The organism is Desulfovibrio sp. An276 (genome assembly GCF_002159665.1).
Lineage (GTDB): Bacteria > Desulfobacterota > Desulfovibrionia > Desulfovibrionales > Desulfovibrionaceae > Desulfovibrio > Desulfovibrio faecigallinarum.
Window position 1 is genome coordinate 1 of sequence record NZ_NFJC01000023.1, and the last position, 23586, is coordinate 23586.

Below are 23586 nucleotides of genomic sequence, written 5' to 3' on the forward strand. Positions count from 1 at the left end.
AGTATAATTATACTAGAAATACCGGTAAAAAACAAGCGGCTTTTTCACAAAACCGCTTGTTTTTTCAGAGAAAAATTTATTCTTAGTATAAATTCATGCAAAGTTCAGGTGGGAGAGAATATGGCAAGGAAATGTATGCTTGTTGTCGAGTGTCTTGTGTTCCTTGTGGCAGGCGCAGCTGCAACCATGAACAGGGAGCTGAGTAGAGTTCTGGAGGCTCTTGGCAAATACGATTTCACCCGCGCATTCATACGGGACAATTGCGTGTATCTTCAGCTCGACAAGCCTGACGTAGCTCCCATCAATGACACCGAGACCCTGAACTACCTTGATGTGCCTATTAGGTACATCTGGACGATCTCACGGTCGCAGGACCAAAGAGCAGATACTTCCGGTAGGACGCTTGGAACGGTTCGGATCAGCCCGATTAACTTGATTCTGATGAGTTATCTCCAAAAAGAATGTTTGGCTCAATTTAGCCGATTTACATCATTATCTCGGAAAAAATCATTTTGAACTGATTTTTCTTGAGATAACTGTCAATACAGGCTATTTTGCACATGAACAATCCAGGGGCACACCCATGTCAGACAGGGTATGGGGAGTAGGGGAGAACAGTATGCGACGGAGAATCGAGACAGACCTTTTGGCGTGGAAAGAGAAGTCTGACGACCAGCGAATGCCGCTTTTGCTCAACGGCGCACGGCAGGTGGGAAAGACCTATATTCTGCGTGCGTTTGGCGCAGAACACTTCGAGAATGTTGCCTATGTGAACCTTGAGGCCAATCAGGCAGCAGCTTCCATCTTTGCGGAGGATCTTTCTCCGCAGCATCTGATCCGTTATCTTGAGTCGGCAATTGGGGAGAAGATACGTCCGGGCAAGACCCTGCTTTTCCTGGATGAGATACAATCCTGCGAGCGAGCGCTGACGTCGCTCAAGTACTTTTGCGAGGAGGCCCCGCAGTTTCATGTGGCTGCTGCCGGAAGTCTTCTTGGCGTTGCGGTGAATCGTGAAAAGTATTCCTTTCCGGTGGGCAAGGTGGAAACACTTGCCCTCTATCCACTCGATTTTGAGGAGTATCTGTGGGCAAGGGGAAGGGAGAGTCTTGCAGACGAGATTCGCTCCCATTGCGAGACCCTGGAATCCTTGCCAGAAGGTTTGCACAAGGTGGCCCAAGAACTCTATCGGGAATACCTTGTTGTGGGTGGAATGCCAGCCTGTGTGAATGCATTTGCGCGAGAAAAAAGTTTTCTCGATGCGGCGAGCGCCCAGACGCAAATCGTCAATGCTTCTGTGGCGGATATGGCAAAGTACGCCACAGCATCGGAGAGCGTGAAGATTCGAGCCTGTTACCAGTCCATTCCAGCCCAGCTTGCCAAGGAAAACAGGAAGTTTCAGTACAAGGTTGTGCGCAAGGGAGGGAGCGCTGCCCTGTTCGGGGAATCCATAGAATGGCTGACCCTGGCAGGTCTTGTGCTCAAATGCCAGAAGATCAGCCATGCATATGTGCCCGTTTCAGTGCATATGGAGCTTTCCAGTTTCAAGCTGTACATGGGGGATGTAGGACTTTTGATGCAACAGTCAGGAATACCCCAACAGCTCATTCTTTCTGGGATTGAAAACCAGTTCCTGGGTGCTGTGGCGGAGAATTATGTTGCCCAACAGCTTGCTGCCAGAGGTCATGCACTTTTCTACTGGGAAAGCGACAGTACAGCTGAAATCGATTTTGTCATGCAAAGAGATATGGACATTGTCGGCATCGAGGTGAAGAGCGGACTCAACACACGCTCGCGCAGCCTCAACGTGTTCAGCGGCAAGTACAATCCAGCGTACAATATCCGCCTTTCCCTGAAAAACTTTGGGCAAACTGGCAACCTTCGCTCCATGCCCCTGTACGCTGCCTTTTGCCTGTAAGTCACATGTCCCAACATTCGAAAAAAAGCCCCTGGAGGAATATCGTGAACCAGCTTGTACGCAAGGCAAATGCCCAGGATCTGGACGCCATAAAGGCAATCTACGACCGCATCCACACAGTGGAGGAACAGGGCCCTGTCACCACCGGATGGCAGCGTGCTGTCTACCCAACCAGAGCCACGGCCATGGCAGCCCTTGAGCGCGGGGACATCTTTGTCCTGGAAGTGGACGGGGAGATCGCGGGCTCTGCCCTGATCAACCAGATCCAGGTGGACGTCTACAAGGACGCTCCTTGGCAGTATGAGGCTGCGGACGAACAGGTTATGGTCCTGCACACCCTGGTCATCGATCCGCTGCGCAAGGGCCAGGGCCTTGGAAAGATATTTGTGCGCTTCTACGAGGACTACGCAAGGAAGAACGGCTGTCCCTATTTGCGCATGGACACCAATGCCCTGAATGTTCCTGCCAGGACCTTCTACAAAAAGCAGGGCTACAAGGAGATCGCCATCCTGCCCTGCACGTTCAACAACATCGCCGGCGTACAGTTGGTTTTGCTTGAGAAGAAGCTGCAGGGCTGAAAGCCCGCACAAAAGAACGAAAGGTCTGCGAGAAAGTTCCAATGACTGTGTCCTGCAGTACCCCCTTCCCTGTTGCATCTGACGCAAAAAAATAGGCCACCATTGACGTATAGGTGAGTATTATCTTGTATTATGTCAAAAAAATAGAATATTTTTTGACACAAAGGCGTTGAGATTTTCTGTATGCGACAAAAAAGGAGGGTATCATGAACAGAGCGGGAGAGATGGTACGCAATCTTGCAGGAGATCTGGCCTACAAATCCTACAGACCGGCACCTCTTCCTCCTGTCCCGGGGATTGAGATGAATGCGCACATGACGCGGGAATTGGGACAGGCCAGCAGAAATCTGGCCGAGCTGGACACCCTTGTCCGCCACATTCCCGATGTCCAGCTTTTTCTCTGCATGTATCTGCGCAAGGAAGCGCTTCTTTCGTCCCAGATTGAGGGTACGCAGTGCACGCTTGAGGATGTGCTCGCGGCTGATGTGGAGGAGAATGTCAGTCTTGATGTGGCAGAGGTCGCAAGCTATGTGCGGGCTGTAGAGTACGCTGTGTCCAGACGCAGGGAACTTCCCCTGTGCAACAGGCTGTTGAGAGAGGTGCACAGGGAACTTCTCAACAATGTCCGTGGCTCGGACAAGGAACCGGGAGAATTTCGCAGATCGCAAAACTGGATTGGCCCTGCCGGATGTTCCCTGCGCGATGCCCGCTACGTTCCTCCGAATGTCGAAGACATGGGGAATGCCATGTCGGAACTGGAAAGATACATCAACGAGGATGACGGTACAGATCCACTTATCAAGGTAGCCCTGGTGCATTACCAGTTTGAGACCATACATCCCTTTCTGGATGGCAATGGTCGTCTGGGCAGGCTTCTCATTCTCCTCTGCCTGATGGAGTGGGATGTTTTGCACAGTCCAGTCTTGTATGTGTCTTATTTTTTGAAAAAAAATCAGTGGGAGTATTACGGAAAACTGAGCAATGTTCGCGAAAACGGAAATTATGAACAATGGATACTGTTTTTTCTGGAAGCAATCAATAAATCTGCCTCTGATGCAGTAAGCACAATTTTTCTGCTGAAAGATATATACAATAAAAATATTGTATCAATAAAAAATTGTGTCAAATGCAAGCAAAAGACACTTGATCTATTTACTTATATCAATTTTCATCCGATTGTAACAGTCAAGTCCGTAAAGGAAGCACTTGGTATCAGTACAGGAACAGCAAGAATTTGCGTAGACAATCTGGTCTCTATGAAAATTCTTAATGAAACGACACACAAGGCCAGAAATCGTATATTCGCCTATACGGAGTATTTGAGTATCCTTGCGAGAAACGACTAGAACATTTTCCTATTCCAATTCGATGGGACGGATATCGAAATAGGGTGCTTCTACAGCCTGCATCCATTTGGTCCACAGCCGTGTCCGTGTCCTTCGGATGCGTCCTGTGCAGAAGCCTCCTTCCTGTATGCATCCGTTTGGGAAGAACCCTCAAGGGCCTTTTCCAGGCGGGTGAGGACTGTGCCTAAGTCCGTGAAGCTTCTGGCAAGCAGGACGCGCTCTCCAGAGTCCCTTTCAAGGAAGAGGGTAGGGTAGATGACAAAGTCGCCCAGGATGTCCACGGCCCTTTGCCTGTCCTTCTCGGCCTGTTCCTGCACTTCCTTCTTGGAGCATTCGAGGATGAGCGCCTCCTCGTCCACGCCGCAGGCCTTTGCCTGCACATAGGGGTCGAGAACGTCCTGGCCGTCCTGATAGAAGGCCTTTTGCAGAGCCTCAATCTGTTCCCTTTCCCTGCCGGGATCAAGGCGGCGCAGGGCTGCCACGGGAACGCTCATGGCGCGGCTATCCATGCTCATGCTGCCCTTGCCTGGTTCGAGAAGGTCAAGGTAGGCCTTGCCTACGCCGCGGCCGGCAGTGTCCTGCAGCCTCTTGAAGAAGGCCCGGATGTTCGGCATCTCCATGACCATATCGTCGATGGTGTAGCCGGGGCTTACGAGCTCTCCGCACAAGACGCTCACGGGCATTGGATAGCGGGCGAGGACTTTGTCGAAGACAAGTCCGAAGGCGTAGCACCAGGGGCAGTAGACATCGGTGATGTAGAGATATCTGGACATGGACTGTGTTCTCCTTGGGAGAGTTAGTTATATGGTTAGGGCGCATAGCCCTCAAGAGCAAGCAAGAGACGCGTGACATTGGGGCCAAGAGGGGATTCGCGCAAGGAACCGTCTGCATAGATCACCCTGTGGCAGGGGACAATTATGGGCAAGGGGTTTGCCGTTATGCAGTGTCCCACGCTTCCGACACAGTTCTCCTTGCCCATTTCCTGGGCAAGGTCGGTGCTGGTGCGCGTTTCCCTGCGCGGAATGGTCATAAGGTGCTTCCAGACCGCGCGCTGCAGTTCGGTGCCCTTGAGATCGAGGGGAAGATCCGCAAAGGAGTACAGCTCGCCCTTGAGATAGGCAGTGACCTCAATCGCAGCTTCACGCAGCAGGGGAAGCTCTTCTCTGTTGGCCGGTTCAGGCAGATACTTGTAGTGCCTGCTACGCAGATAGCGCAGGCCCTTTTTGCTGCATCCTATGGTAATGGTTCCCAGGAGAGGCACATCATAGGAGTACTCAAAGAGGCGAAAGCGGCCTGAAGTTCTCTTCGGAGAAGCGGTAGTCTTTTCTTGTTCATTGGAAGTAACCATGCAACTGTTGATGATAGCCATGGCAGACTCCGGGCAAACACCAGCCTACTCCGCCTCGTTGGCGTTGGCGTCAATGAAGAAGGTGACCACTGTGGCAATGACGGCAAGGCCTGCCATGACCTGGAAGGAGGTGACAAGGCCGAAGTGGTCGCCAATCCAGCCAATGATGGGCGCGCTGATGCCGCCAACTGCGGTGCTCAAACCCAGGGTGACGCCAGAGGCAAAGCCTATGTTGCGGGCAAGGAACTGCTGGCCCAAAACCACCATGGTGCTGAAGGCAAAGTAGAGGCTGAAGGCCAGGACAAGCAGCATGATCCAGGCAAGGATCATGTTGTCTGCAAGGCTGAAGAGAAAGAGTGCAGGCGCCATGGGCACAAAGGCCAGATGCAGGGCGCGGGCCCGTCCCTTGCGATCCGAGATGAAGCCACCGGCTATGTTGCTCAAAACACCGGCGAGGCCGAAGATGGTCACTGCTACAGCGCCAGCCGTCTTGCTCTGGCCGTAGATATGCATCCAGTACAGGGGCAGATAGGCGTGTACGCTGCTCAAGACAATGCTGCGCGTCATGATGGCAACGGTCAGACGATTGAACTGCTTCCAGTTGTTGGGTCTGGCCGCAGCACCCTCGGGCTTTCCCTGGGCAGCCTTTTGCGGCATGGACATGTGCATGATGCCGAAGACAAGGGAAAGGGCAGTGATAACACCTAGGATACCGAAGAAGAGCGTGCCGCCAAGGCCAAAGGAGGCCAGAAGGGCCGCGGCAATGAGAGGCCCTATAACAAAGCCACCGTTGCCGCCTATGGAGAAGATGCTGAGCGCCATGCCCTTGTGGGTGCCTGCCACCTGGTTGGCAAGGCGGGCTGCCGTGGGATGGAAGAGGGAGGAGCCTACGCCGCACACGCCGACAGCTGCCAGCATGGCGTAGTAGTTGGAGCAAAGACCTGTCAGGGTGAGGCCAAGGCCTGCCAAAAGGACACCCAATGGCGCAAGCCAGGGTTTGGTAAATTTGTCGCTCAAAAGCCCGAACAGGGGCTGGGTGAGAGCCGAGATCAGGGATTGGGCAAACATGATGTTGCCCGTTGCTTGGTAGGTGAGGCCGTAGAATTCCTGCAGGTAGGGAATGACTGCCGGCAGGGCACCAGTATTGATGTCGCAGGAAAGGTGGCCTCCGGAAAGCAGGAAGACCTTCTTCTTGTCCATCTGCCTTTCATTCTTGCCGTCTGGCTGGCTGCTCGCCTTGTTCGCTTGTGTGTCCATGATGCCCTCCCTTGGACCACACAGGGTAGATGTCCCTGTCCCATTTTGCGTGGCCGTGAAGGATCTGCCTACGCCCTTTCCGGCCCATCGTCAAAGCATGGAGTAGGGGTCGAGGTTCAGGGAGACTTTGAGTTTGGCCACTTCCGGAACGCGGAGAAGGTCCGCGTAGAGGGCACGCACACAGGCCCACTCGTCTGTTTTCAGAAGGCACTGGTAGCGCATGCGGTTGCCAATAAAGGCTATGGGCGACTGGACAGGACCCAGGAGGGGTATGCCCCGCTCCCTGGCCTTTGCCCGAATCCAGGTTTCGGCAGCAGTCATGGCCTCGGACCCTTGAGGATCGTTGCGCTCGTAGGAAAAGCGAATGAGGCTCACGTGGCTGAAGGGCGGGAAGCGGTAGCGCTTGCGGCGTGCAAGCTCTTCTTCGTAGAAGCCCTCGTAGTCCGCACTCTTCACGTATTTCCAGCAGTAGTGGTTCACGTCCCTGGTTTGTATGAGGACGCGCCCCTCCCTGGAGCCTCTGCCAGCCCTGCCTGAGGACTGTACAAGAAGCTGAAAGGTGCGCTCTGCAGCCCTGTAGTCCGGAAGCCCAAGGCCAAGGTCGCCGTCGGCGACTATGGCCAAAGTCACGTCCGGAAAGTGGTGGCCCTTGGAGAGCATCTGCGTGCCCACCAGGATATTGGCCTCGTGGCGGGCAAAGCGGGTGAGCAGTTCCTCCATGGCGCCCTCGCGCCTGGTACTGTCCCTGTCGAAGCGCAATACCTCATGGCCGAAGCGGGCAGAGAGGTAGTTTGTGGTGCGCTCCGTGCCCTCGCCCATGGGCATGAAGTTCATCTTGTGACAGTTGGGGCAGGGGGCGGGGAAGGGCAGGCTGTAGCCGCAGTAGTGGCAAAGAAGCCTGCCTTCGCTGCGGTGAAAGGAAAGGCCCACGGCGCAGTTGGGACAGGTGAGCGTTGTCCGGCAGTCCGGACAGTAGATGAGCGGCGCAAAGCCCCTGCGGTTCAGAAGGACAATGGCCTGCTCGCCCCGCGTCACTGTCTCCTCGATGGCCTTGAGGGACTCTGGCGCAAGCAAGGTCTCCTCCTCGCTCATGATGCGGCGTCTGCCCATGTTGATGAGCTCCACTGGCGGCAGGGGTTTTTGCGAGATGCGCCTTGGCATGCGCAAGACCCCGATCTTGCCCTCGCAGGCAGCGTGCCAGGTGCGGATGTCCGGAGTCGCGGATCCGAGCACAAGGACAGCGCGCTCCTGGCGGGCCTTGAGCCAGGCCACTTCCTTGGCCTGATAGGGCACGCGATCCTCCTGCTTGAAGGAGGCGTCGTGTTCCTCGTCCAGGATAATGAGCCCCACGTTTTGCAGGGGCAAAAAGAGAGCGGACCTTGTGCCTGCCACAAGGACAGGCTCATGGTTTTCGGCAAGGGCCCTGAAGGTGGCCTCCCTGCGGCTTGAGCCCTGGTAGCCGTGGTAGAAGAGAACGCGCTTGCCCGGAAGGGCAGTGCTCAGATCGTTTCTGAGCTTGTGGGCCAGGGCAACCTCGGGGGCAAGGAGCAGGACACTGCGGCCGTTCTCAAGGCAGTGCCTTGCCGCAGTGGTGTAGACAGCCGTCTTGCCGGAACCAGTGACCCCGAAGATCAGGCGCTGGGCGTACTCGTTCTTGTCAACCAGGGCGTTGAGCTCGTCCACAGCTGCCTTCTGGTCTGCATTGAGCTCGAAGGTAATGTTTTTCGAGGGCACAAGAAGCTGTGCTCCCAATTCCTCTATGCGGTTTTCCGCCTCTTCGGACGAAATGCGGATGCAGCCGAGTTTCAGAAGGGCCTGCACAATCTGGGAAGCTCCCTCGCCCAGCTCCCGCATGAAGGTGCGCCTGTTGGTTGTGCCGTGGAACATGAGGTATTCCAGGGCCTCGCGCTGCCTTGTGGCTGCAGGGCGCACTGGCCAGGGCGGGGAGACGATGAGCTCCACGCGTTCGCTTTTGGCAGGATCCCTGTGCGGCGGAACCAGCAGGGCGCGACCCGAGAGCAGCTCCTGCACAAGGGCCTTCTTCTCCCCTGGCCCAAGGGCAGCTGCCTGTTTCAGGGAAAGCGTTCCCTCGCGTCCCTTGATGTCGAGTCTGCGCACTCTGACACCCATGTCACGCGTGAGTGGCACAAGCTGGGAGATGGCAAGCCCCACTGTCAGACACTGGCGGCTTGCCACAGCCTCAAGAATGCGCACAAGTCCCGGATTGAGGATGGGGACTACTTCCAGGGGGAAGGCAATATCGCGCAGCCTTACCCCTTGCGGAGCCTCAACATCGAGAGCACGGACGATCCCTGGCCTCAAGGGGCCTCTGCCCAGGGGTACGGCAACCCTGAGGCCTTCCTTCCAGAAGTTTTCCGGGAAGGCCTTTGGCAGGGAATAGGTCAGATCCGCGTAGGGCGGCTCAAGCAGGGTGACAAGAGCGTTCACTGGGTGCCTAAGCCGCAGCCTCGTCCGCCTTTGCGGCAGTGCGCCTGGTTGAGGTCCTGCGCTTTTTGGGTGCAGGCTTTTCTTCTGCGCCCTCGCGCAGACTGGCTGCCAGAGAAGAGGTGCCGCTGCCGGAGTAGATTTCCTGCTCGCTTGCCGTAAGGGCCAGGGGCAGCACCTCGCGCACGGTCTCGACGTAGTGGATGGTGAGCCCCTCGCGGATGTCCGCAGGCACATCCTTTACGTCGTTTTTGTTGGCTGCAGGCACGATGACGTTGAAGATGCCGGCCCTCTTGGCAGCAAGGAGCTTTTCGCGCAGGCCACCTATGGGAAGGACGCGGCCGCGCAGGGAGATCTCGCCTGTCATGGCCGTATCGTGGCGCGCGGGAATGCCCAAAAGTGCCGAGACAATGGCAGTGGCAATGGTGATACCAGCCGAGGGGCCGTCCTTGGGGGTGGCACCGTCCGGGACGTGCACATGGATGTCGATCTTCTTGTGGAAGTCCTGGGCAAGGCCAAAGTCCTGGGCGTGGGCGCGCACATAGGTCATGGCAGCCTTGGCGGATTCCTGCATGACCTCGCCCAGCTTGCCTGTGGTCGAGACAATGCCTGTACCGGACATGAGGCTTGTTTCCACAAAGAGGATGTCGCCACCCATGGGCGTCCAGGCAAGGGCAGTGCACACGCCGACGCAGGGCTTTTCCTCGCGGCTGTCGTGGTGGGCAGTGGCTGCACCGAAGACACCTGCCAGATCCTTGGGCTCCACCCTGTTCACGAAATCGGGATTTCCGGAATCGAGGATTTGCACTGCAGTGCGCCTGCAAAGCTTCGCTATGCGCCTCTCAAGGGTGCGCACACCAGCCTCTCTCGTGTAGTCGCGGATGATGGCGTAGATGGTCTCGTCCGGGATGTCGATCTGTTCGGGCTTGAGGCTATTTTCCTCGATCTGGCGGGGAATGAGGAAATTCCTTGCAATGTGGAACTTCTCGGTCTCAAGGTAGGAGTTGAGTTCTATGACCTCCATGCGGTCGAGCAAGGGCCCGGGAATGGTGTCCAGGGAATTGGCGGTGGTGATGAAGAAGATCTTGCTCAAATCGTAGTCGAGGTCGAGGTAGTGATCCATGTAGGTATTGTTCTGTTCCGGATCCAGAACCTCGAGCAGGGCAGCTGCCGGGTCGCCACGCTCGGAAATGCTGAGCTTGTCTATCTCGTCCAGGCAGAAGAGGGGGTTGTTGAACTTGACCCTCTTTAAGGATTGCAAAATCTTGCCCGGCAGGGCGCCGATATAGGTGCGCCTGTGGCCGCGGATTTCCGCCTCGTCGCGCACGCCGCCAAGGGAGAGGCGCAAATACTCGCGCCCTGTGGCTGCGGCAACGGATTTGGCAAGGGATGTCTTGCCCACACCTGGAGGGCCCACGAGGCAGAGGATGGGACCGCGGATGCCGCCTGAGAGCTTTTGTACGGCAAGGTATTCGAGAATGCGCTCCTTGGGCTTTTCGATGCCGTAGTGGTTGGCGTCAAGGATTTTCCTCGCCTTGGCAAGGTCGATGTCCACCTTGGAAAGCGTGTTCCAGGGCAGATCCAGGATCCACTCGACATAGGTGCGCAAGATGGTGTGATCCGGGGCAATGCTGCTCATGCTGCGCAGCTTGTTGACCTCGGCAAGGCCGCGCTCCCTGGCTGCCTCTGGCAGATCCTTTTCCTTCAGGCGCTTTTCGAGGTTGTTCAGATCCTCCATGACGTCCACATCGCGGCCAAGCTCCTTGTTGATGGCCTTGATCTGTTCGGTCAGGTAGTACTCGCGCTGGGTCTTGTCCATCTGCTCGCGCACGCGCATCTTGATGCGCTTTTCCAGGATGGACACGGTGTTGGCGTTGGAAATATGGAAATAGATCTCCTCCAGGCGCTGGCCCACATCGAGGAGTTCCAGGATCTTCTGCTTTTGCTGATAGGTGATGGGCAGTCTGGAGACCAGGGAGTCCGCAAGGGTTGCGGGATCCTCCTGCTGCAATATGGGACGCAGGGTCTCTGGGCCGGTCTTTCCGAGCTTTTGGCCGTTGCGCACAAGCTCTTCTATGGCCTCGCGGATGAGGTCCGTGATGGCCTTGATGTGGGGCACGTTGTCGACCTTGTCCTCAAGGCGCTCTATGAGGCCTGTGGGATAACCCTTGGCAAGGCTCAGGTTGCGGATGCTTGCACGATACAGCCCCTGGAAGAGGCCCTTGATGGTGCCGTCTGGCATGCGGAAGAGCTGCACGATGTGGCAGGCTACGCCAATGGTGTGCACGTCTTCGCCATTGCGCACTTTTTCGAGGCCGGGATTTTTCTGCAGGGTCAGGAAAATCGGGCTCTTGGTCTTGTGGGCCTTCTCCACAGCGAGCATGCTCTGTTCCCTTCCTATATAGAGGGGAACGATGGAGAGGGGGAAGATGACAATATCGACAACCGGCAGAACAGGCATTTCCTGCGGGGCTGGCTTGGCATTCTGTCGGACTGTGGGTTTGACCATTTGGTTCCTCGAAATCGTGGCTTGGGTTTGGCTAAGCTACCGGCAACAGTGCGGGAGAGGATCGGCTTGCGGCTCATGATCCCTGTGCCGGACAGCAACAGACTGAGCCAATGGGTATAGACATTCCCTTCCTGAAAGGCAATGAATGAAAATCCGGCTCAAAAGAGCCGGATTTTTGGGGATTTGCGGGCAAAATCGTGCCAAGAGTCCGGAATATCTGATTATTTTCCTCGCATTGGAAAGAATGGGACAAGGCACTGCAGGGGGAAATTCGCATTTTTGGGCAAGAATATGAAAGGCATGGGCCAGCGCGCAAAGGGGTATGGAAGAGGCCTTGCGCAGTCTTACCCTCTAGCAGAGCTCTCCCCTGAAGGCCCCGGCAAGGATGGATTTCTTCAAGAGTTCGATTTGCGCAAGGACTGCTTCGGCTGTGTCCCGGATCTTTTGTTCCTTCGCAAGAAGATCATCGAGGATGCGGACGATCTCTTGTTGCTCGGCAAGAGAGGGAATACGCACGCGAATGCGTAAAAATTCTTTCTAGTTTATCTTATGAAAAACTGTACGTGAACCTGCTGTTGTTGTCTGTTCAAAAAAATCATCAGAAAGCATAAAATACCAGAGATATTTTGTATTTTCTTTTGCTTCAATAAGGTGCATATCTACACTGCACAAGCCATCGAAGTAGACAATAACAACTTTTGACATATATTGATGAACTTTTTAGTACAGAATTTATCCAAAGTAGAAATGGTATTTTCCACTCGTAACTTTATCTTAAGCAATAGTATTGTATTACAAAAGTTTTTTAGTTTTTTTTCTCTATATTATCTTGGTGAAATATGAGGAAGTTATTTAAATACATACTACCAGATAGAACTATTTTATGAGTATAATCTTCAACTTGACAAAATAGAAACAGATCCATGGCGACGAACATTTCGTTAGTTCGACATGGCCGGAACCACGACGCGGTTTTTGATTTCGTGATCGCAGACCCACAGGGGAGCAGAAAGGCTGGGGTATCTATCTGGGTCCATCGACAAGGATTCGCCCCATTTTGAAGGCTTCTGCTGGATAGTTTGTTCTTTCCATGTCTTCGCGCGTCTTGCAGTGAAAGCAGGGAAGAACGCCGCAATCCTGCCAGCCAAGATACTTTGCGGTTTCGCGATAGGTTTTGATTGCGCCATCAAAGACAGTCGGCACTACGCTTGCGCCACTCATGAAGAGCATGGTCCGCTTCTTTGAGCCAACAAGGTCGTTGTTGATCCCGTGGAAGCGATCGATGACCATGCGGATCTGCGAGGACATGGAGTGGTAGTAGAGGGGCGAGACAAAGACCACCATGTCCGCCTTCTTGAGTTCGGGGTACAGGCGCTGCATGTCGTCCTGGAAGACACAGGGGTTGGCGCCGCCCTGACAGGTGTCGCAGCCAATGCAGGGGTGCACGCACTCGAAGGCCGCATCAAAACGAAAGACAGTATTCCCGGCGCTTGTGGCGCCATCAATAAAATTGTCCGCGAGCAGGGCGGTGGCGCCATTTTTGTGCGGACTGCCGGTAAGGACTACGATATGCATTGAAACTACTCCTTATGGCAGGGAAAGGCTTCGGCCAAAGGGCTTCACAAGGCACGCCCCTGCCGGATATGCAGGAAAGTGATACAGTGATTTAGAGGTGCTGGCAGATACTCACGCCCAGATTCCATTTTGCCGGAGAATTCTCCGAGTTTGAAGCGTATTTTCGCTCTCAGCCGCACACGGAGCGTGTGTACGGCAAGGGCGATCTGCTCTGGAAACCGGGGCAGCCCTACGACAGGGTAAACTACTACGTTTCCGGGGCAAGCGTGTGCTACGCCCTACACGAGACAGGGCGGCGCAGGCTCTTCTGCTTCCAGGGGCCAGGGACAATGCTGCCGGGCTTTCACACCAACGATTTCAGGATTGAGCTCTCCCTCGTGATTGAGGCCTTGTGCGAGGTCCGGGTTCTGGAATTTTCCGTAGAAGTGTTTCGGGCAATGTTTGCGTCAAGGAGCGATCTTGCGAAATGCGTAGTGAACGCCTACGCGAAGATTGTGAACCGCTTTCTTTTCGAATCCCTCCACCAGGAATTCAATTCATCCAGGGTGAAGCTGTGCAACCTGTTGTATCTGCTCACAATGCATCAGCCTGCCAACTCGGGTCTCGTCATCGAAATGACCCAGGAGGATATTGCGGACATCCTTGGCATGAGCAGGGTACAGATCACACGGGAGCTGACCTGGCTGCGAGGGCAGGGCATTCTCGCGACCACAAGGGGCAGGATCACGATAAGCGACCTTCCTGCCCTGGCGGCCTTGTGCACGGACGAGGCAAGGATTTCCTGAGCAGGGCTGCATTCCTCGCTGCCGCTTCAGACACAACATGCAAGGTCGCTGTATCAGCCACCTGAACCCGTCCGGCTACTCTTCCACGTCGACGCGCTCAATCTTGAAGATCACGGGCCTTGTGCCGTCGTTGCAGCAGGTGATCATCTCGTTTTCCTTCTTCATCCAGCCGCGCATAATGGAGCCGCCCTGCAGACCGGCATAGATGTAGCGGGAGATGGCGTCCCAGACCTCGGAGCAGAAGGGCATGGCAGGCCCGCCTGCGACGGTCCTGGGATCAGCCGTTGTCTTCGTGAGGGTGTTGAGTCCCATATGCCAGAAATGGTCATTGTTGCTGTTTCTCTCGAAGACAAAGGTGTCGCCCACATTGTAGCAGGGCCAGGGGCCGGAATTGGGATCTGCGCAATACTGCTTTTGCAGTTCGGGATAGATCTTCTTGTCGATGACAGTGACTATGACTATGACCTTGTGATTCATGACTTTTCCTCCACTGGTTGCTTGCGCGGCAGCTGCCGCATTTGCCGCATTTGCCGATGGTGTTGTTTCGCCTGCCAAGGCTGTCCCCCTGCCCGCAAGGGCACAGCCGAGCCCAAGGGCTCCTGCCTGAATGATGAAATCCCGTCTGTCCATGAAACGTCTCCATGACGAGGAAGTCCCGGATTGCGGACAATCTTGCCCGAAAGTATCCCTCGTCCATGGCAGCACCCTATCGATTCTCCCTGTCCCCTTCTGCTTCAGCTGAAGCACAAGGCAGGCAAAATGCGAAAAGGCCCTAGCTGCCAGATCAGACCCGGGACTTCGTCCAGTGAAGGACGGATTTTTGCGGATGCGTGGGCTGGGATCCCGCAGAGAATGCATGCAAGGCCTGTCCTTGGCTTTGCCACAAGCCAAAAATGCATGGACAAGACACGCATTTTTCAGTAGTGCAGTGCCATGGCAGAAAGTTCATTCATGGCCGAACTGGTCGAATTTGACGATCCGTCCCTGGCCCAGCTTCTCTTTGGTCCCAACAACGCCAACCTGGAACTTCTGGCAAACGCCAGCGGGGCCCGCATTTCGAGCCGCGGCCTCAAGGTGCTTGTAGAGTCCCCGGATCCCCGTTGCAGGCAATGTCTTGCAAGCCTTTTCCTGCAGCTGTACGAGCTCTTCCGGCAGGGTGTGAACATCACTCAGGAAGACGTTCTGCGTTCCTGGGACATGGTGTGGAACGATCCCGGCGTTGCCCTGGCGCAGGTCTTTCGCGAGGCCGTTTTCATCCACACGCCACAGCGCACGGTCACGGCCCGCAACCTTGCCCAGAAGACCTATCTGGAGGCCCTGCGCAAGAACTCCCTGGTCTTTGCCGTGGGACCGGCCGGTACCGGCAAGACCTACCTTGCCGTTGCCATGGCCCTCTCCCTTTTTGCCCAGCATCAGGTCAAGCGCATTATCCTGACAAGGCCTGCAGTGGAGGCAGGGGAAAGGCTCGGCTTTCTGCCAGGGGATCTGGCCGAGAAGGTCAATCCCTACTTGCGTCCGCTCTACGACGCCTTGCACGACATGCTGCCCCAGGCAAAGGTGAGCTCCATGCTGGAAAACGGCAGCATAGAGATTGCGCCTTTGGCCTTCATGCGCGGAAGGACCTTGAACGACGCCTTTGTCATCCTGGACGAGGCCCAGAACACCACCCAGGAGCAGATGAAGATGTTTCTGACGCGCATGGGCTTTGGCTCGCGCATGGTGGTGACAGGGGACGTCACCCAGATTGATTTGCCCATGCTGCCCGGCAACGGCGGCCAGCGCTCTGGCCTTGTGCAGGCCCTGCGCGTGCTCGCCAAGGTGCCGGGAATAGCTGTGCACACCTTTAACAAAAGCGACGTGGTACGCCACCCTCTGGTAGGCACCATCGTGGAAGCCTACGACAGGGCGCAAGAAGAGCCCGCCGGCAAGGCACAAGGCACTCTGCAAGGATAAGGACATGTCCATCAAGAGCAGGCAGAACAGCTTTGCAAAGTCTGCCAACCCCTGCACTTTGGCTGTAAAACGTACCATTGAGGCGCACAGGGACTGCGCACGGGCAGTCGTGTTCTACATTTTGTCCCTGGCTTTCATCTGCTTTTTCCTGGCCTTTGACTTTGGCAGCAGCTCCCGCGTCTACATGGCTGGCGATGTGGCGGACACGGACGTGGTGGCAGACCGCTACATGCTCGTGGAGGACACCACAGCCACAGAGGCTAGGCGCAGGCAGGTCATGCTCTCGCAGCCGCCTGTCTACGATTTCAGCATGGAGCCCTACATCTTCTTCGAGCAGAGGCTTATTGCGCTCATGCGCGAATACAACGGGGCACCGGCCAGGGAAAACCAGATGCAGCCCTCGGCCAGCTTTGCTGCGGACATAGGCCAGGAGCTTGCCCAGGAGATTCTGCCCCAGTTCGGCCTTGCGAGCACTCAGGGCTTTGTTCTGAAAAAGCTTTTGCCCCTTTTGCGCGATCGCCTTGCCGAAGGCATGGTGGGAGATCTGCGCAGCGCGCGCGTAGGCAGAAGCGGGGTCATCATCCGCAATCTGGACACCCAGACAGAGATGCTGCGTCCCGAAATTTCCGTGCTGCCGGATGTGCAGTCCTTTCTGACGGAAATTTCCACCCTGGCACGCGGCGACGCTACCTTGAGCCATAACGCCCGCAGGGCCATCAATATCATCCTTGCAGCCAGCATGCCGCCCACGCTGACCCTGAACCAGGAAGCTACCCAGCACAGGGCTTCGGAAGTGGCGGCCCAGGTTGAGCCCATCTACTACCAGATCCAGCGAGGCGAGCTCATTGCCCGCAAGGGCGATCGCATAACAGCCGAGCAGCAGATGAAGATCCAGGCCATGTTCCAGGCCTCGGTAGTCCCCTTCGACTGGGAGCAGGCCCTGGGATCCTTCTTCATCTGCCTTTTTATCTCCGTGGGCTTTTTCCTCTCGCCAAGCGGAAAGCCTGGCTCAGTCATCCGCGCCAAGGATCTGGCGCTCATGTCCATAGTCTCGCTTCTGACAGCCCTTGGCGCCAAGGGTGTCCACGCCTTGGGACAGCTTGCGGCAACGTCCACCCTTGCGGACGCCTTCAACATAGCCTTCCCGGTGGCTGGCGCAGTGGGCTTTGTTGCGACCATCTTCTCGGCAAGGCGCTACGTGACCCTTGGGCTCTTGCTCACCGTCTTTGCTGCCCTGGCCCTTGAGCTTTCCTTCTACATGGCGCTCTTCCACCTTTTGAGCTCCATGCTGGCCACCTGGCTTGTGAGCAATACGGTGAGCCGTCAGGATGCGGTGTGGAACATCTTCCCCATCATCCTCGGGGAAATACTGCTCATCTGCGGCGTAGTCCTGGTGGAAGCACAGCCCCTGAGCGCCCTGCCCATGTTTGTGACAGCCGTGTGTATCAACGCTGTCATGATGCTCATCCTCTTCTTCTCGCTCTCGCCTGTGCTTGAGACACTGTTCGGCTATTCCACGCGCTTCAAGCTCATGGAATACATAAACCTCGAACAGCCCCTCATGCAGGAAATCATGGTGACCATACCCGGCACCTACCACCACTCCCTGGTGGTGGCGAACATGGTCGAGGCAGGCGCCAAGGCCATTGGCGCAAACAGCCTCATGTGCAAGGTGGCGGCCCTCTACCACGATTGCGGCAAGCTTGTGTACCCGCAGTACTTTGTGGAGAACCAGTTCGGGGCCCCGAACAAGCACGACAGGCTTTCGCCTTCCATGAGCGCGCTCATCATCATAAGCCATGTGAAAAAGGGCGTTGAGATCTGCAAGCGCTATGGCCTGGGCCAGGAGATCATAGACATCATAGGCCAGCACCACGGCTCGCGCGTCATGCGCTACTTCTACCAGAAGGCCGTGAATCTGGGCGAAAACCCCAACGAGGCGGACTTCAGCTATCCCGGCCCCAAGCCCCAGACTAGGGAAGCGGCCATTCTCATGCTGGCGGACAGTGTGGAGGCCTCGAGCAGGACGCTGACGGATCCGACGCCAACAAGGCTGAGAGCCCACATAGACAAGATCATCAACGGCATCCTCTCCGAGGGTCAGCTGGACGAATCCGAACTCACCTTCCGCGATTTGACGAAGCTCGCGGAAAGCTTCCAGAAGGTTCTGACAGGCATCTTCCACCACCGCATAGTCTACCCCGAGGCCAACAAGCAGGGTACCCAGCAGGTGCCCATGCCAGAGGCCGTACACCCCCTGGCCTCGGCAGCAGCAGCCATTCCGCCACTGCCTGAGCCGGGCAAGGCCCAGACGCAGGTACAGCATCAGGCGCAACCACCGAGACAGCCCCAGACGCAGGAGCAAGCCCCGTCACAGGCACAAAGCCAGCCCCAGTTGGAAAAGTCCGGGGATGAGCACACGGCACAGCCGGAAAAGGCCAGCGGCAATGGCAACGGCAATGGCAAAAAGCCCCTGACAGGCCCCATGCCCTGCTCGGCTGCAGAGCGCAAGAAGGCCGAGAAGGCGAAGACCGAAAGGGAAAAGGCTGCGAAAGACAGGGCAGAGAAGAACGGGCAGGAAGAAGAGCCCCTTTTGCTCACCCTGAAGGTTGAAGAGGACGAGTGCCTCGACGAGGATGGCGCCTACCACGCGGCAAGAGGGAAGGGGATACCCTTGTGCGGGCCACAGCCTTTGACCCTGCCACAGCCGGAGGAAGCGCCAGCCAAAAACGAGAAGCCACAAGGCAAGCTTTTTGGGTTCCTTGGCAAGCACGGAAAATAGAGATGTATGGAGGAGGGTTCCCGCTCGGTACATGCGAGGGAGCGCCCATATTGTCATGACGGACACACAAATCGAGGTTGTCTGCGACGAGGCATTGTCCTGCGCGCAGCTTCCCCTGGCAAGACGCAGCCTTGAACCACTGCTTTCGTCCATGTGCCGGAAAGCGCTGGCCTTGCACAAAGAGGGGCTTTTGCCGGAGGTTCCAAAGGGGGTGGTTTTGGCCCTTGTGACGGACAGGGAGATGGCAGGTCTCAACCGTTCTGCCATGGGTGTGCCAGGGCCGACCAATATCCTCTCCTTTCCGGACGGGGAGGGCACGGCAGAGCTTGCCCTGGACGTGGCGCAGCTTTTGCGCGAGGCCGTACTCTATGGCCAGACACCCGTGGATCATATGGTGCGCCTTCTTGCCCATGGCCTGGCCCATGTCTGCGGCCTGGACCACGGAGAGCACATGTGGCGCTGCCAGGAAGAGATAGAGAGTGCGGGAAAGGAGCTTTTGAGCGGCCTTCGGGCAGCTGGATAGAATGTGCGGCCTTGAGGGGATGAGCCTTCGGGGCCTTTTTTTGCGCGCGAACAAAACACAACACAAGGGGGGGGGAAGGCATGCCTGAAGTCTACGAACTCGACACCGTGACGAGCGTCCTCGACGAGGTACGAAAACCCGAATGGGCGCACAGACTGAACGATTTCGACAGTATTATTGCCAGACGCCAGACAGCCGGCAGGGGGCAGTACAGAAGAAGCTGGGACTCGTCCGAGGGCAATATCTTTGCCGCCCTGCGCCTGCCACTCGAAGGTCCCTTCCCTGGCACCGAGGCTGCCGTGGCCCTGGGTGTCCTTTTGGCCTGCGCCCTTCGGGCAGAGGGCTTTGCCTGTTTTTTGAAGTGGCCAAACGACCTTGTCCTTGCAGATTCCCTTGGCGAGGCAAGAAAGGTTTGCGGCATTCTTCTCGAAGAGCGGGAAAATGTCCTTGTGGCAGGCATTGGCATAAACGTGCTTCACGCTCCTTCGGACGATATGCTGAGGCCCGATCATGCACTCAAGGCAACGTCCCTTTTGGCAAACGATCCGCAGGGTCATGTGAAAAACATCCCAACCGCAAAGCTGTGGAAAAAGCTTGTCAATCATCTTTTTTCCTCTTACAGTCACAACTATGCCCCCTACGATTGGCACACTCCCGCGCAGGAATTGCTTTTGTGGCGCAACCGCCGCGTTGTTCTTGCAGACGGGGACGAGCGGGTAGAGGGCATTCTGCGCGGAATAGGTTTCAAGGGGGAACTTCTTCTGGAAGCGCAGGGAAGAACATTGGCCCTTTTAAGCGGGAGCATCAGGGTCGCAGGCTAGTCCTGTGGGGCTCTAATGCGCACACACTAGGAGACGTGATGGCAAACAAGACGTTCAAGGATGTTCAGGAGTACCTAAGGGGAAAGAAAATTCTGGTGGCGAACAGGGGCATTCCCGCTCGCCGCATCTGCCGCTCAATCCGTGAGCACTTCGATGCCATTGCAGCCATGACAGCCACCGATGTGGACAAGACAGCGCCTTCGGCAGCCACAGCCCAGGAGCTCATTCTGCTCGGTTCCGATCCCCGCGCCTACCTGGATATCGACACCATCGTGACCCTTGCCAAGCAGGAAGGGGTTGTTGGCATTCACCCCGGCTGGGGCTTTGCCTCGGAAGACAGCCGCTTCCCGGCCCTGTGCCGCAAGGCAGGCATTGTCTTCATCGGCGCGAGCGAGGAGGCCATGAACCTCCTTGGCAACAAGGTGCAGGCAAGGGCAGTCGCAAAACGCCTCGGCATTCCTGTTGTGCCCGGTTCCGACGGCGCTGTGGACGTGCCGACCGCAAGGAAGATCATCCAGGAGATTGGCCTTCCCATCATGCTCAAGGCAGAAGGCGGCGGCGGTGGCCGCGGCATCTTTGCCGTGCACAACGAGGAGGAGCTGGAGGACGCCTTCTTCAAGGCCTCCACCATGGCCCAGGCCTCCTTCGGCAACCCCAATCTCTTTGTGGAAAAGTTCCTGACCGACGTGCACCACATCGAGATCCAGGTTCTGGCCGACCACTACGGCAATGTCTTTGCCTTTGACGAGCGCGACTGCACTGTCCAGAGAAACAACCAGAAACTCATGGAAGTGACCCCCTCGCCCTGGAAGGGTGTCACAAGGGATCTGCGCGAAAAGCTCAAGGACTACGCGCGCCGCCTTGTGAGCGCAGTGGGCTACCATTCCCTGGCCACGGTGGAATTCCTCGTAACCAGCGACGGCACTCCCTATCTCATCGAGGTGAACACCCGCCTGCAGGTGGAGCACGGAATCACGGAATGCCGCTACGGCATCGACCTTGTGGAGGAGCAGATTGCCATAGCCTTCGGGGCAGAGCTGCGCTACAGCGAAAAGACCCTGCGTCCGAGCTATACTGCCATGCAGGTGCGCATCAATCTGGAAAATCCCCAGAACAACTTCGAGCCCAACTCCGGCCGCATCACCCGCTACGTCTCCCCTGGCGGCCCCGGCGTGCGCCTGGACTCCAACCTCTCCGCAGGCTACGAGTTCCCGCCCAACTACGACAGCGCAGGATCCCTGCTCATCGCCTTTGCCCATGACTGGGAAAAGACCCTGGGCATCATGGATCGCGCTCTCTCCGAATACATCATAGGCGGCGTGCGCACGACCATCCCCTTCTTCAAGCAGGTCATAAAGTCTCCGGAGTTCCGTTCCGGCGAAATCACCACCAATTTCGTGGGCAACCATCCGGAACTCATGTACTACGAGGACCTGGCACCCGAGGCCGAGCGTCTGGCAAGGCTCGTGGCGGAAATTTCCGCACGCGGCTACAACCCCTACGTCTCCCTTGGCGCCTACCGCTCCGTGGACACCCCGCGCCTTGGCGCCTTCAATCCGGTCCTGCCGCCCATTGACGGCGCAAAGCGCCGCAAGCCCTCGCCCTATCCGAGAGGCGATCGCGAGGCACTGCTCGATTTCATCCGCGACAGCGACTACATCCATTTCACGGACACAACGCCCCGCGACATGACACAGTCCAACACCGGCAACCGCATGCGCCTTGCCGAGGACAGGCTCATCGGTCCCTACATGGACAACGCGGGCTACTTCTCCATCGAGAACGGCGGTGGCGCGCACTTCCATGTGGCCATGCTGGCCAACATGACCTACCCCTTCTCCGAGGCCCAGGCCTGGAACCACTTTGCGCCCAAGACATTAAAGCAGCTGCTCATCCGTTCCACCAACGTTCTGGGCTACAAGCCCCAGCCGCGCAACCTCACCCAGAAAACTGGCGAGATGGTCTGCGACAACTACCAGATCATACGCTGCTTCGATTTCCTGAACCACGCAGAGAACATGCGCCCCTTTGCGGAAGTGGTCATGAACCGCCGCGAGTGCGTGTTCGAACCAGCCATTTCCCTTTCCTGGGCCAAGGGCTTTGACGTGCAGCACTACCTTGGCGTGACAGAAAGCCTGCTCGCCATGATGGGCAGCGTCATGGGCGTGAGTGCCAAGGAAGCCTCTCGCCACATCATCCTGGGCCTCAAGGACATGGCAGGTGTGTGCCCGCCCCGCTTCATGACTGAGCTTGTGAAGGATATCAGGAAGCAGTGGCCAGAACTTGTCCTGCACTACCACAGGCACATGACCGATGGCCTCTTCGTGCCTGCCTGCGGTGCAGCAGCTGCTGCCGGCTGCCACATCCTGGACGCAGCACTCGGTTCTTCTGTGCGCAGCTACGGCCAGGGCGACGTGCAGTCCCTTGTGGCCTACCTCGAGGGCGAGCTGGGACTGAAGACAAGGCTCGATCTCGACGCAATCCGCGACGCGAACTTTGTCTGCAAGCAGATCATGCCCTACTACGATCGCTACTGCTCACCCTATTTCCGCGGCGTGGACTACGATGTGGTCAGGCACGGCATGCCTGGCGGCGCCACCTCCTCCTCGCAGGAAGGCGCCATGAAGCAGGGTCACATCCATCTTCTGCCCTACATGCTGCGCTTCCTTGAGCAGACAAGGCAGATTGTGCGCTACCACGACGTGACCCCGGGCAGCCAGATCACCTGGAACACGGCCTTCCTTGGCGTGACCGCAGCCTACAAGCGCGGCGGCGAGGAAGAGGTCAAGTACCTGCTTGAAGTCATGCAGGAAGTGAACCGCACTCCGGAAAAGTCCCTGTCTCCGGAAATGCGCCACGCACGCTTAAGCATCTACCAGGACTGCAACGACGCCTTCCGCGACCTTCTGCTCGGAAAGTTCGGAAAGCTCCCCCTGGGCTTCCCCCCGGACTGGGTCTATGAGAGCGCCTTTGGCAGCGAGTGGCGCAAGGCCATTGCCTCGCGCACCGAGGTCTCCCCTCTCGAGCTTCTCTCCGACGTGGATATCGACAAGGAGCGCGAGGAGTGCACGCGTCTTTTGAAGCGCAAGCCCCTCTCCGAGGAGTTCATAATGTATCTGAACTTCCCGGGCGATGCCCTGAAGACCATTCAGTTCCAGGCCCGCTTTGGCAACCCCAACTGCCTGCCCCTGAACGTGTGGTTCGAGGGTCTTGAGGTGGGCCAGAGCGTCAACTTCCAGGACAGCGGCGGCAAGCCCCATACCCTGCAGATATTGCACATCTCCAGGCCCAACGAGGACGGCACAAGCGAGGTGCGCTACGTTCTGGACTCCGAATTTTTGAACACCGGTGTCCAGCTTGTGGAACCCACCCAGGGCGGATCCAAGGGTGTGCCCATGGCCGATCCCAACAACATCTACCAGGTTCCAAGCCCGAGCAACGGCGATTTGTGGGTCATGTACGTGGCCCCTGGCGACGTTGTGACCAAGGGCGAGGAAATCTTCAACGTTTCCATCATGAAGCAGGAAAAGGCCGTGCTCTCGCCTGTTGACGGCATAGTCAAGCGCGTGCTCAAGACTGCGGACTTCAAGGAAAACAAGAAAATGGTACCCGTGCGCGAGGGCGAGCTCCTTGTGGAACTCGCGCCGGCTCCGCGCCTGTGCCCCAACAAGGCCTGCCACCACCCGCTTACGGATCCGGAGGCCCACTTCTGCCCCAAGTGCGGCATGAAGCTGGACGAGGATTAGAAA

At 56.9% G+C, this 23586-nt stretch carries 18 protein-coding genes; 10 read left to right on the forward strand and 8 right to left on the reverse strand.

Annotated features, from left to right (window positions below; genetic code table 11):
* The 4 genes from B5F76_RS15155 to B5F76_RS09790 all read left to right on the forward strand — a co-directional run.
* Nucleotides 1-516 (forward strand): hypothetical protein (locus B5F76_RS15155; RefSeq protein ID WP_204218369.1); only part of this gene is annotated, 516 nt, incomplete at its 5' end.
* 103 nt (nt 517-619) lie between these two features.
* On the forward strand, nt 620-1915 hold the full coding sequence (locus tag B5F76_RS09780; RefSeq protein WP_087353888.1) for an ATP-binding protein: 1296 nt from the start codon (nt 620-622) through the stop codon (nt 1913-1915).
* A gap of 44 nt (nt 1916-1959) precedes the next feature.
* The gene (locus B5F76_RS09785; RefSeq protein WP_204218371.1) at nt 1960-2493 is read left to right on the forward strand and encodes a GNAT family N-acetyltransferase; all 534 of its coding nucleotides are present in this window, start codon (nt 1960-1962) and stop codon (nt 2491-2493) included.
* A 314-nt stretch (nt 2494-2807) separates the two neighbouring features.
* Complete coding sequence (locus tag B5F76_RS09790; protein WP_239407020.1) at nt 2808-3839, forward strand: Fic family protein; 1032 nt, start codon at nt 2808-2810, stop codon at nt 3837-3839.
* A gap of 50 nt (nt 3840-3889) precedes the next feature.
* Here the strand turns inward: B5F76_RS09790 and B5F76_RS09795 are convergent, their stop codons facing one another.
* From B5F76_RS09795 to B5F76_RS09825, 7 genes are all read right to left on the reverse strand, one after another.
* Nucleotides 3890-4612 carry a hypothetical protein gene (locus tag B5F76_RS09795; RefSeq protein WP_087353897.1) on the reverse strand — a complete coding sequence of 241 codons (723 nt, stop codon included), beginning with the start codon at nt 4610-4612 and terminating at the stop codon, nt 3890-3892.
* Nucleotides 4613-4647: 35 nt separating this feature from the next.
* A complete protein-coding gene (locus B5F76_RS09800; protein ID WP_087353900.1) occupies nt 4648-5208 on the reverse strand; it encodes a methylated-DNA--[protein]-cysteine S-methyltransferase in 561 nt (186 codons plus the stop codon).
* Nucleotides 5209-5232: 24 nt separating this feature from the next.
* The gene (locus tag B5F76_RS09805) at nt 5233-6444 is read right to left on the reverse strand and encodes an MFS transporter (protein WP_239407016.1); all 1212 of its coding nucleotides are present in this window, start codon (nt 6442-6444) and stop codon (nt 5233-5235) included.
* A gap of 90 nt (nt 6445-6534) precedes the next feature.
* Nucleotides 6535-8892, reverse strand: a complete 2358-nt coding sequence (gene priA, locus B5F76_RS09810; protein WP_087353902.1) for a replication restart helicase PriA — start codon at nt 8890-8892, stop codon at nt 6535-6537.
* A 7-nt stretch (nt 8893-8899) separates the two neighbouring features.
* Entirely contained in the window at nt 8900-11398 is a 2499-nt protein-coding gene (lon, locus tag B5F76_RS09815) for an endopeptidase La (RefSeq protein WP_087353906.1), read from the reverse strand.
* Nucleotides 11399-11749: 351 nt separating this feature from the next.
* Nucleotides 11750-11920 (reverse strand): hypothetical protein, encoded by a 171-nt coding sequence (locus tag B5F76_RS14555; protein ID WP_144268458.1) that lies wholly within the window; start codon nt 11918-11920, stop codon nt 11750-11752.
* A gap of 501 nt (nt 11921-12421) precedes the next feature.
* Complete coding sequence (locus B5F76_RS09825) at nt 12422-12973, reverse strand: flavodoxin family protein (protein ID WP_087353913.1); 552 nt, start codon at nt 12971-12973, stop codon at nt 12422-12424.
* Between the two features lie 188 nt (nt 12974-13161).
* Here B5F76_RS09825 and B5F76_RS09830 point away from each other — a divergent pair, with 188 nt between their 5' ends.
* Entirely contained in the window at nt 13162-13758 is a 597-nt protein-coding gene (locus tag B5F76_RS09830; RefSeq protein WP_204218373.1) for a Crp/Fnr family transcriptional regulator, read from the forward strand.
* A gap of 75 nt (nt 13759-13833) precedes the next feature.
* Here B5F76_RS09830 and B5F76_RS09835 read toward each other — a convergent pair whose 3' ends face one another.
* A complete protein-coding gene (locus B5F76_RS09835) occupies nt 13834-14388 on the reverse strand; it encodes a TIGR04076 family protein (RefSeq protein WP_204218375.1) in 555 nt (184 codons plus the stop codon).
* A gap of 303 nt (nt 14389-14691) precedes the next feature.
* Between B5F76_RS09835 and B5F76_RS09840 the strand changes: the two genes are divergently transcribed.
* From B5F76_RS09840 to B5F76_RS09860, 5 genes are all read left to right on the forward strand, one after another.
* Nucleotides 14692-15711 (forward strand): PhoH family protein, encoded by a 1020-nt coding sequence (locus B5F76_RS09840; protein ID WP_087353920.1) that lies wholly within the window; start codon nt 14692-14694, stop codon nt 15709-15711.
* Nucleotides 15712-15715: 4 nt separating this feature from the next.
* Entirely contained in the window at nt 15716-18493 is a 2778-nt protein-coding gene (locus tag B5F76_RS09845) for an HDIG domain-containing metalloprotein (protein ID WP_087353922.1), read from the forward strand.
* Nucleotides 18494-18548: 55 nt separating this feature from the next.
* The gene (ybeY, locus tag B5F76_RS09850) at nt 18549-19016 is read left to right on the forward strand and encodes an rRNA maturation RNase YbeY (RefSeq protein ID WP_239407018.1); all 468 of its coding nucleotides are present in this window, start codon (nt 18549-18551) and stop codon (nt 19014-19016) included.
* 80 nt (nt 19017-19096) lie between these two features.
* The gene (locus tag B5F76_RS09855; RefSeq protein ID WP_087353927.1) at nt 19097-19837 is read left to right on the forward strand and encodes a biotin--[acetyl-CoA-carboxylase] ligase; all 741 of its coding nucleotides are present in this window, start codon (nt 19097-19099) and stop codon (nt 19835-19837) included.
* Between the two features lie 38 nt (nt 19838-19875).
* Nucleotides 19876-23583 carry a pyruvate carboxylase gene (locus B5F76_RS09860; RefSeq protein WP_087353930.1) on the forward strand — a complete coding sequence of 1236 codons (3708 nt, stop codon included), beginning with the start codon at nt 19876-19878 and terminating at the stop codon, nt 23581-23583.
* Nucleotides 23584-23586 lie beyond the last annotated feature (3 nt).

Bases quoted from the DNA above. Each gene is read 5' to 3' on its own strand.
- B5F76_RS09780 (WP_087353888.1), top strand. From the start codon at position 620: ATGCGACGGAGAATCGAGACAGACCTTTTGGCGTGGAAAGAGAAGTCT.
- B5F76_RS09790 (WP_239407020.1), top strand. From the start codon at position 2,808: ATGACGCGGGAATTGGGACAGGCCAGCAGAAATCTGGCCGAGCTGGAC.
- B5F76_RS09795 (WP_087353897.1), bottom strand. From the start codon at position 4,612: ATGTCCAGATATCTCTACATCACCGATGTCTACTGCCCCTGGTGCTAC.
- B5F76_RS09800 (WP_087353900.1), bottom strand. From the start codon at position 5,208: ATGGCTATCATCAACAGTTGCATGGTTACTTCCAATGAACAAGAAAAG.
- B5F76_RS09805 (WP_239407016.1), bottom strand. From the start codon at position 6,444: ATGGACACACAAGCGAACAAGGCGAGCAGCCAGCCAGACGGCAAGAAT.
- lon (WP_087353906.1), bottom strand. From the start codon at position 11,398: ATGGTCAAACCCACAGTCCGACAGAATGCCAAGCCAGCCCCGCAGGAA.
- B5F76_RS09825 (WP_087353913.1), bottom strand. From the start codon at position 12,973: ATGCATATCGTAGTCCTTACCGGCAGTCCGCACAAAAATGGCGCCACC.
- B5F76_RS09835 (WP_204218375.1), bottom strand. From the start codon at position 14,388: ATGGACAGACGGGATTTCATCATTCAGGCAGGAGCCCTTGGGCTCGGC.
- B5F76_RS09840 (WP_087353920.1), top strand. From the start codon at position 14,692: ATGGCAGAAAGTTCATTCATGGCCGAACTGGTCGAATTTGACGATCCG.
- B5F76_RS09845 (WP_087353922.1), top strand. From the start codon at position 15,716: ATGTCCATCAAGAGCAGGCAGAACAGCTTTGCAAAGTCTGCCAACCCC.
- ybeY (WP_239407018.1), top strand. From the start codon at position 18,549: ATGACGGACACACAAATCGAGGTTGTCTGCGACGAGGCATTGTCCTGC.
- B5F76_RS09855 (WP_087353927.1), top strand. From the start codon at position 19,097: ATGCCTGAAGTCTACGAACTCGACACCGTGACGAGCGTCCTCGACGAG.
- B5F76_RS09860 (WP_087353930.1), top strand. From the start codon at position 19,876: ATGGCAAACAAGACGTTCAAGGATGTTCAGGAGTACCTAAGGGGAAAG.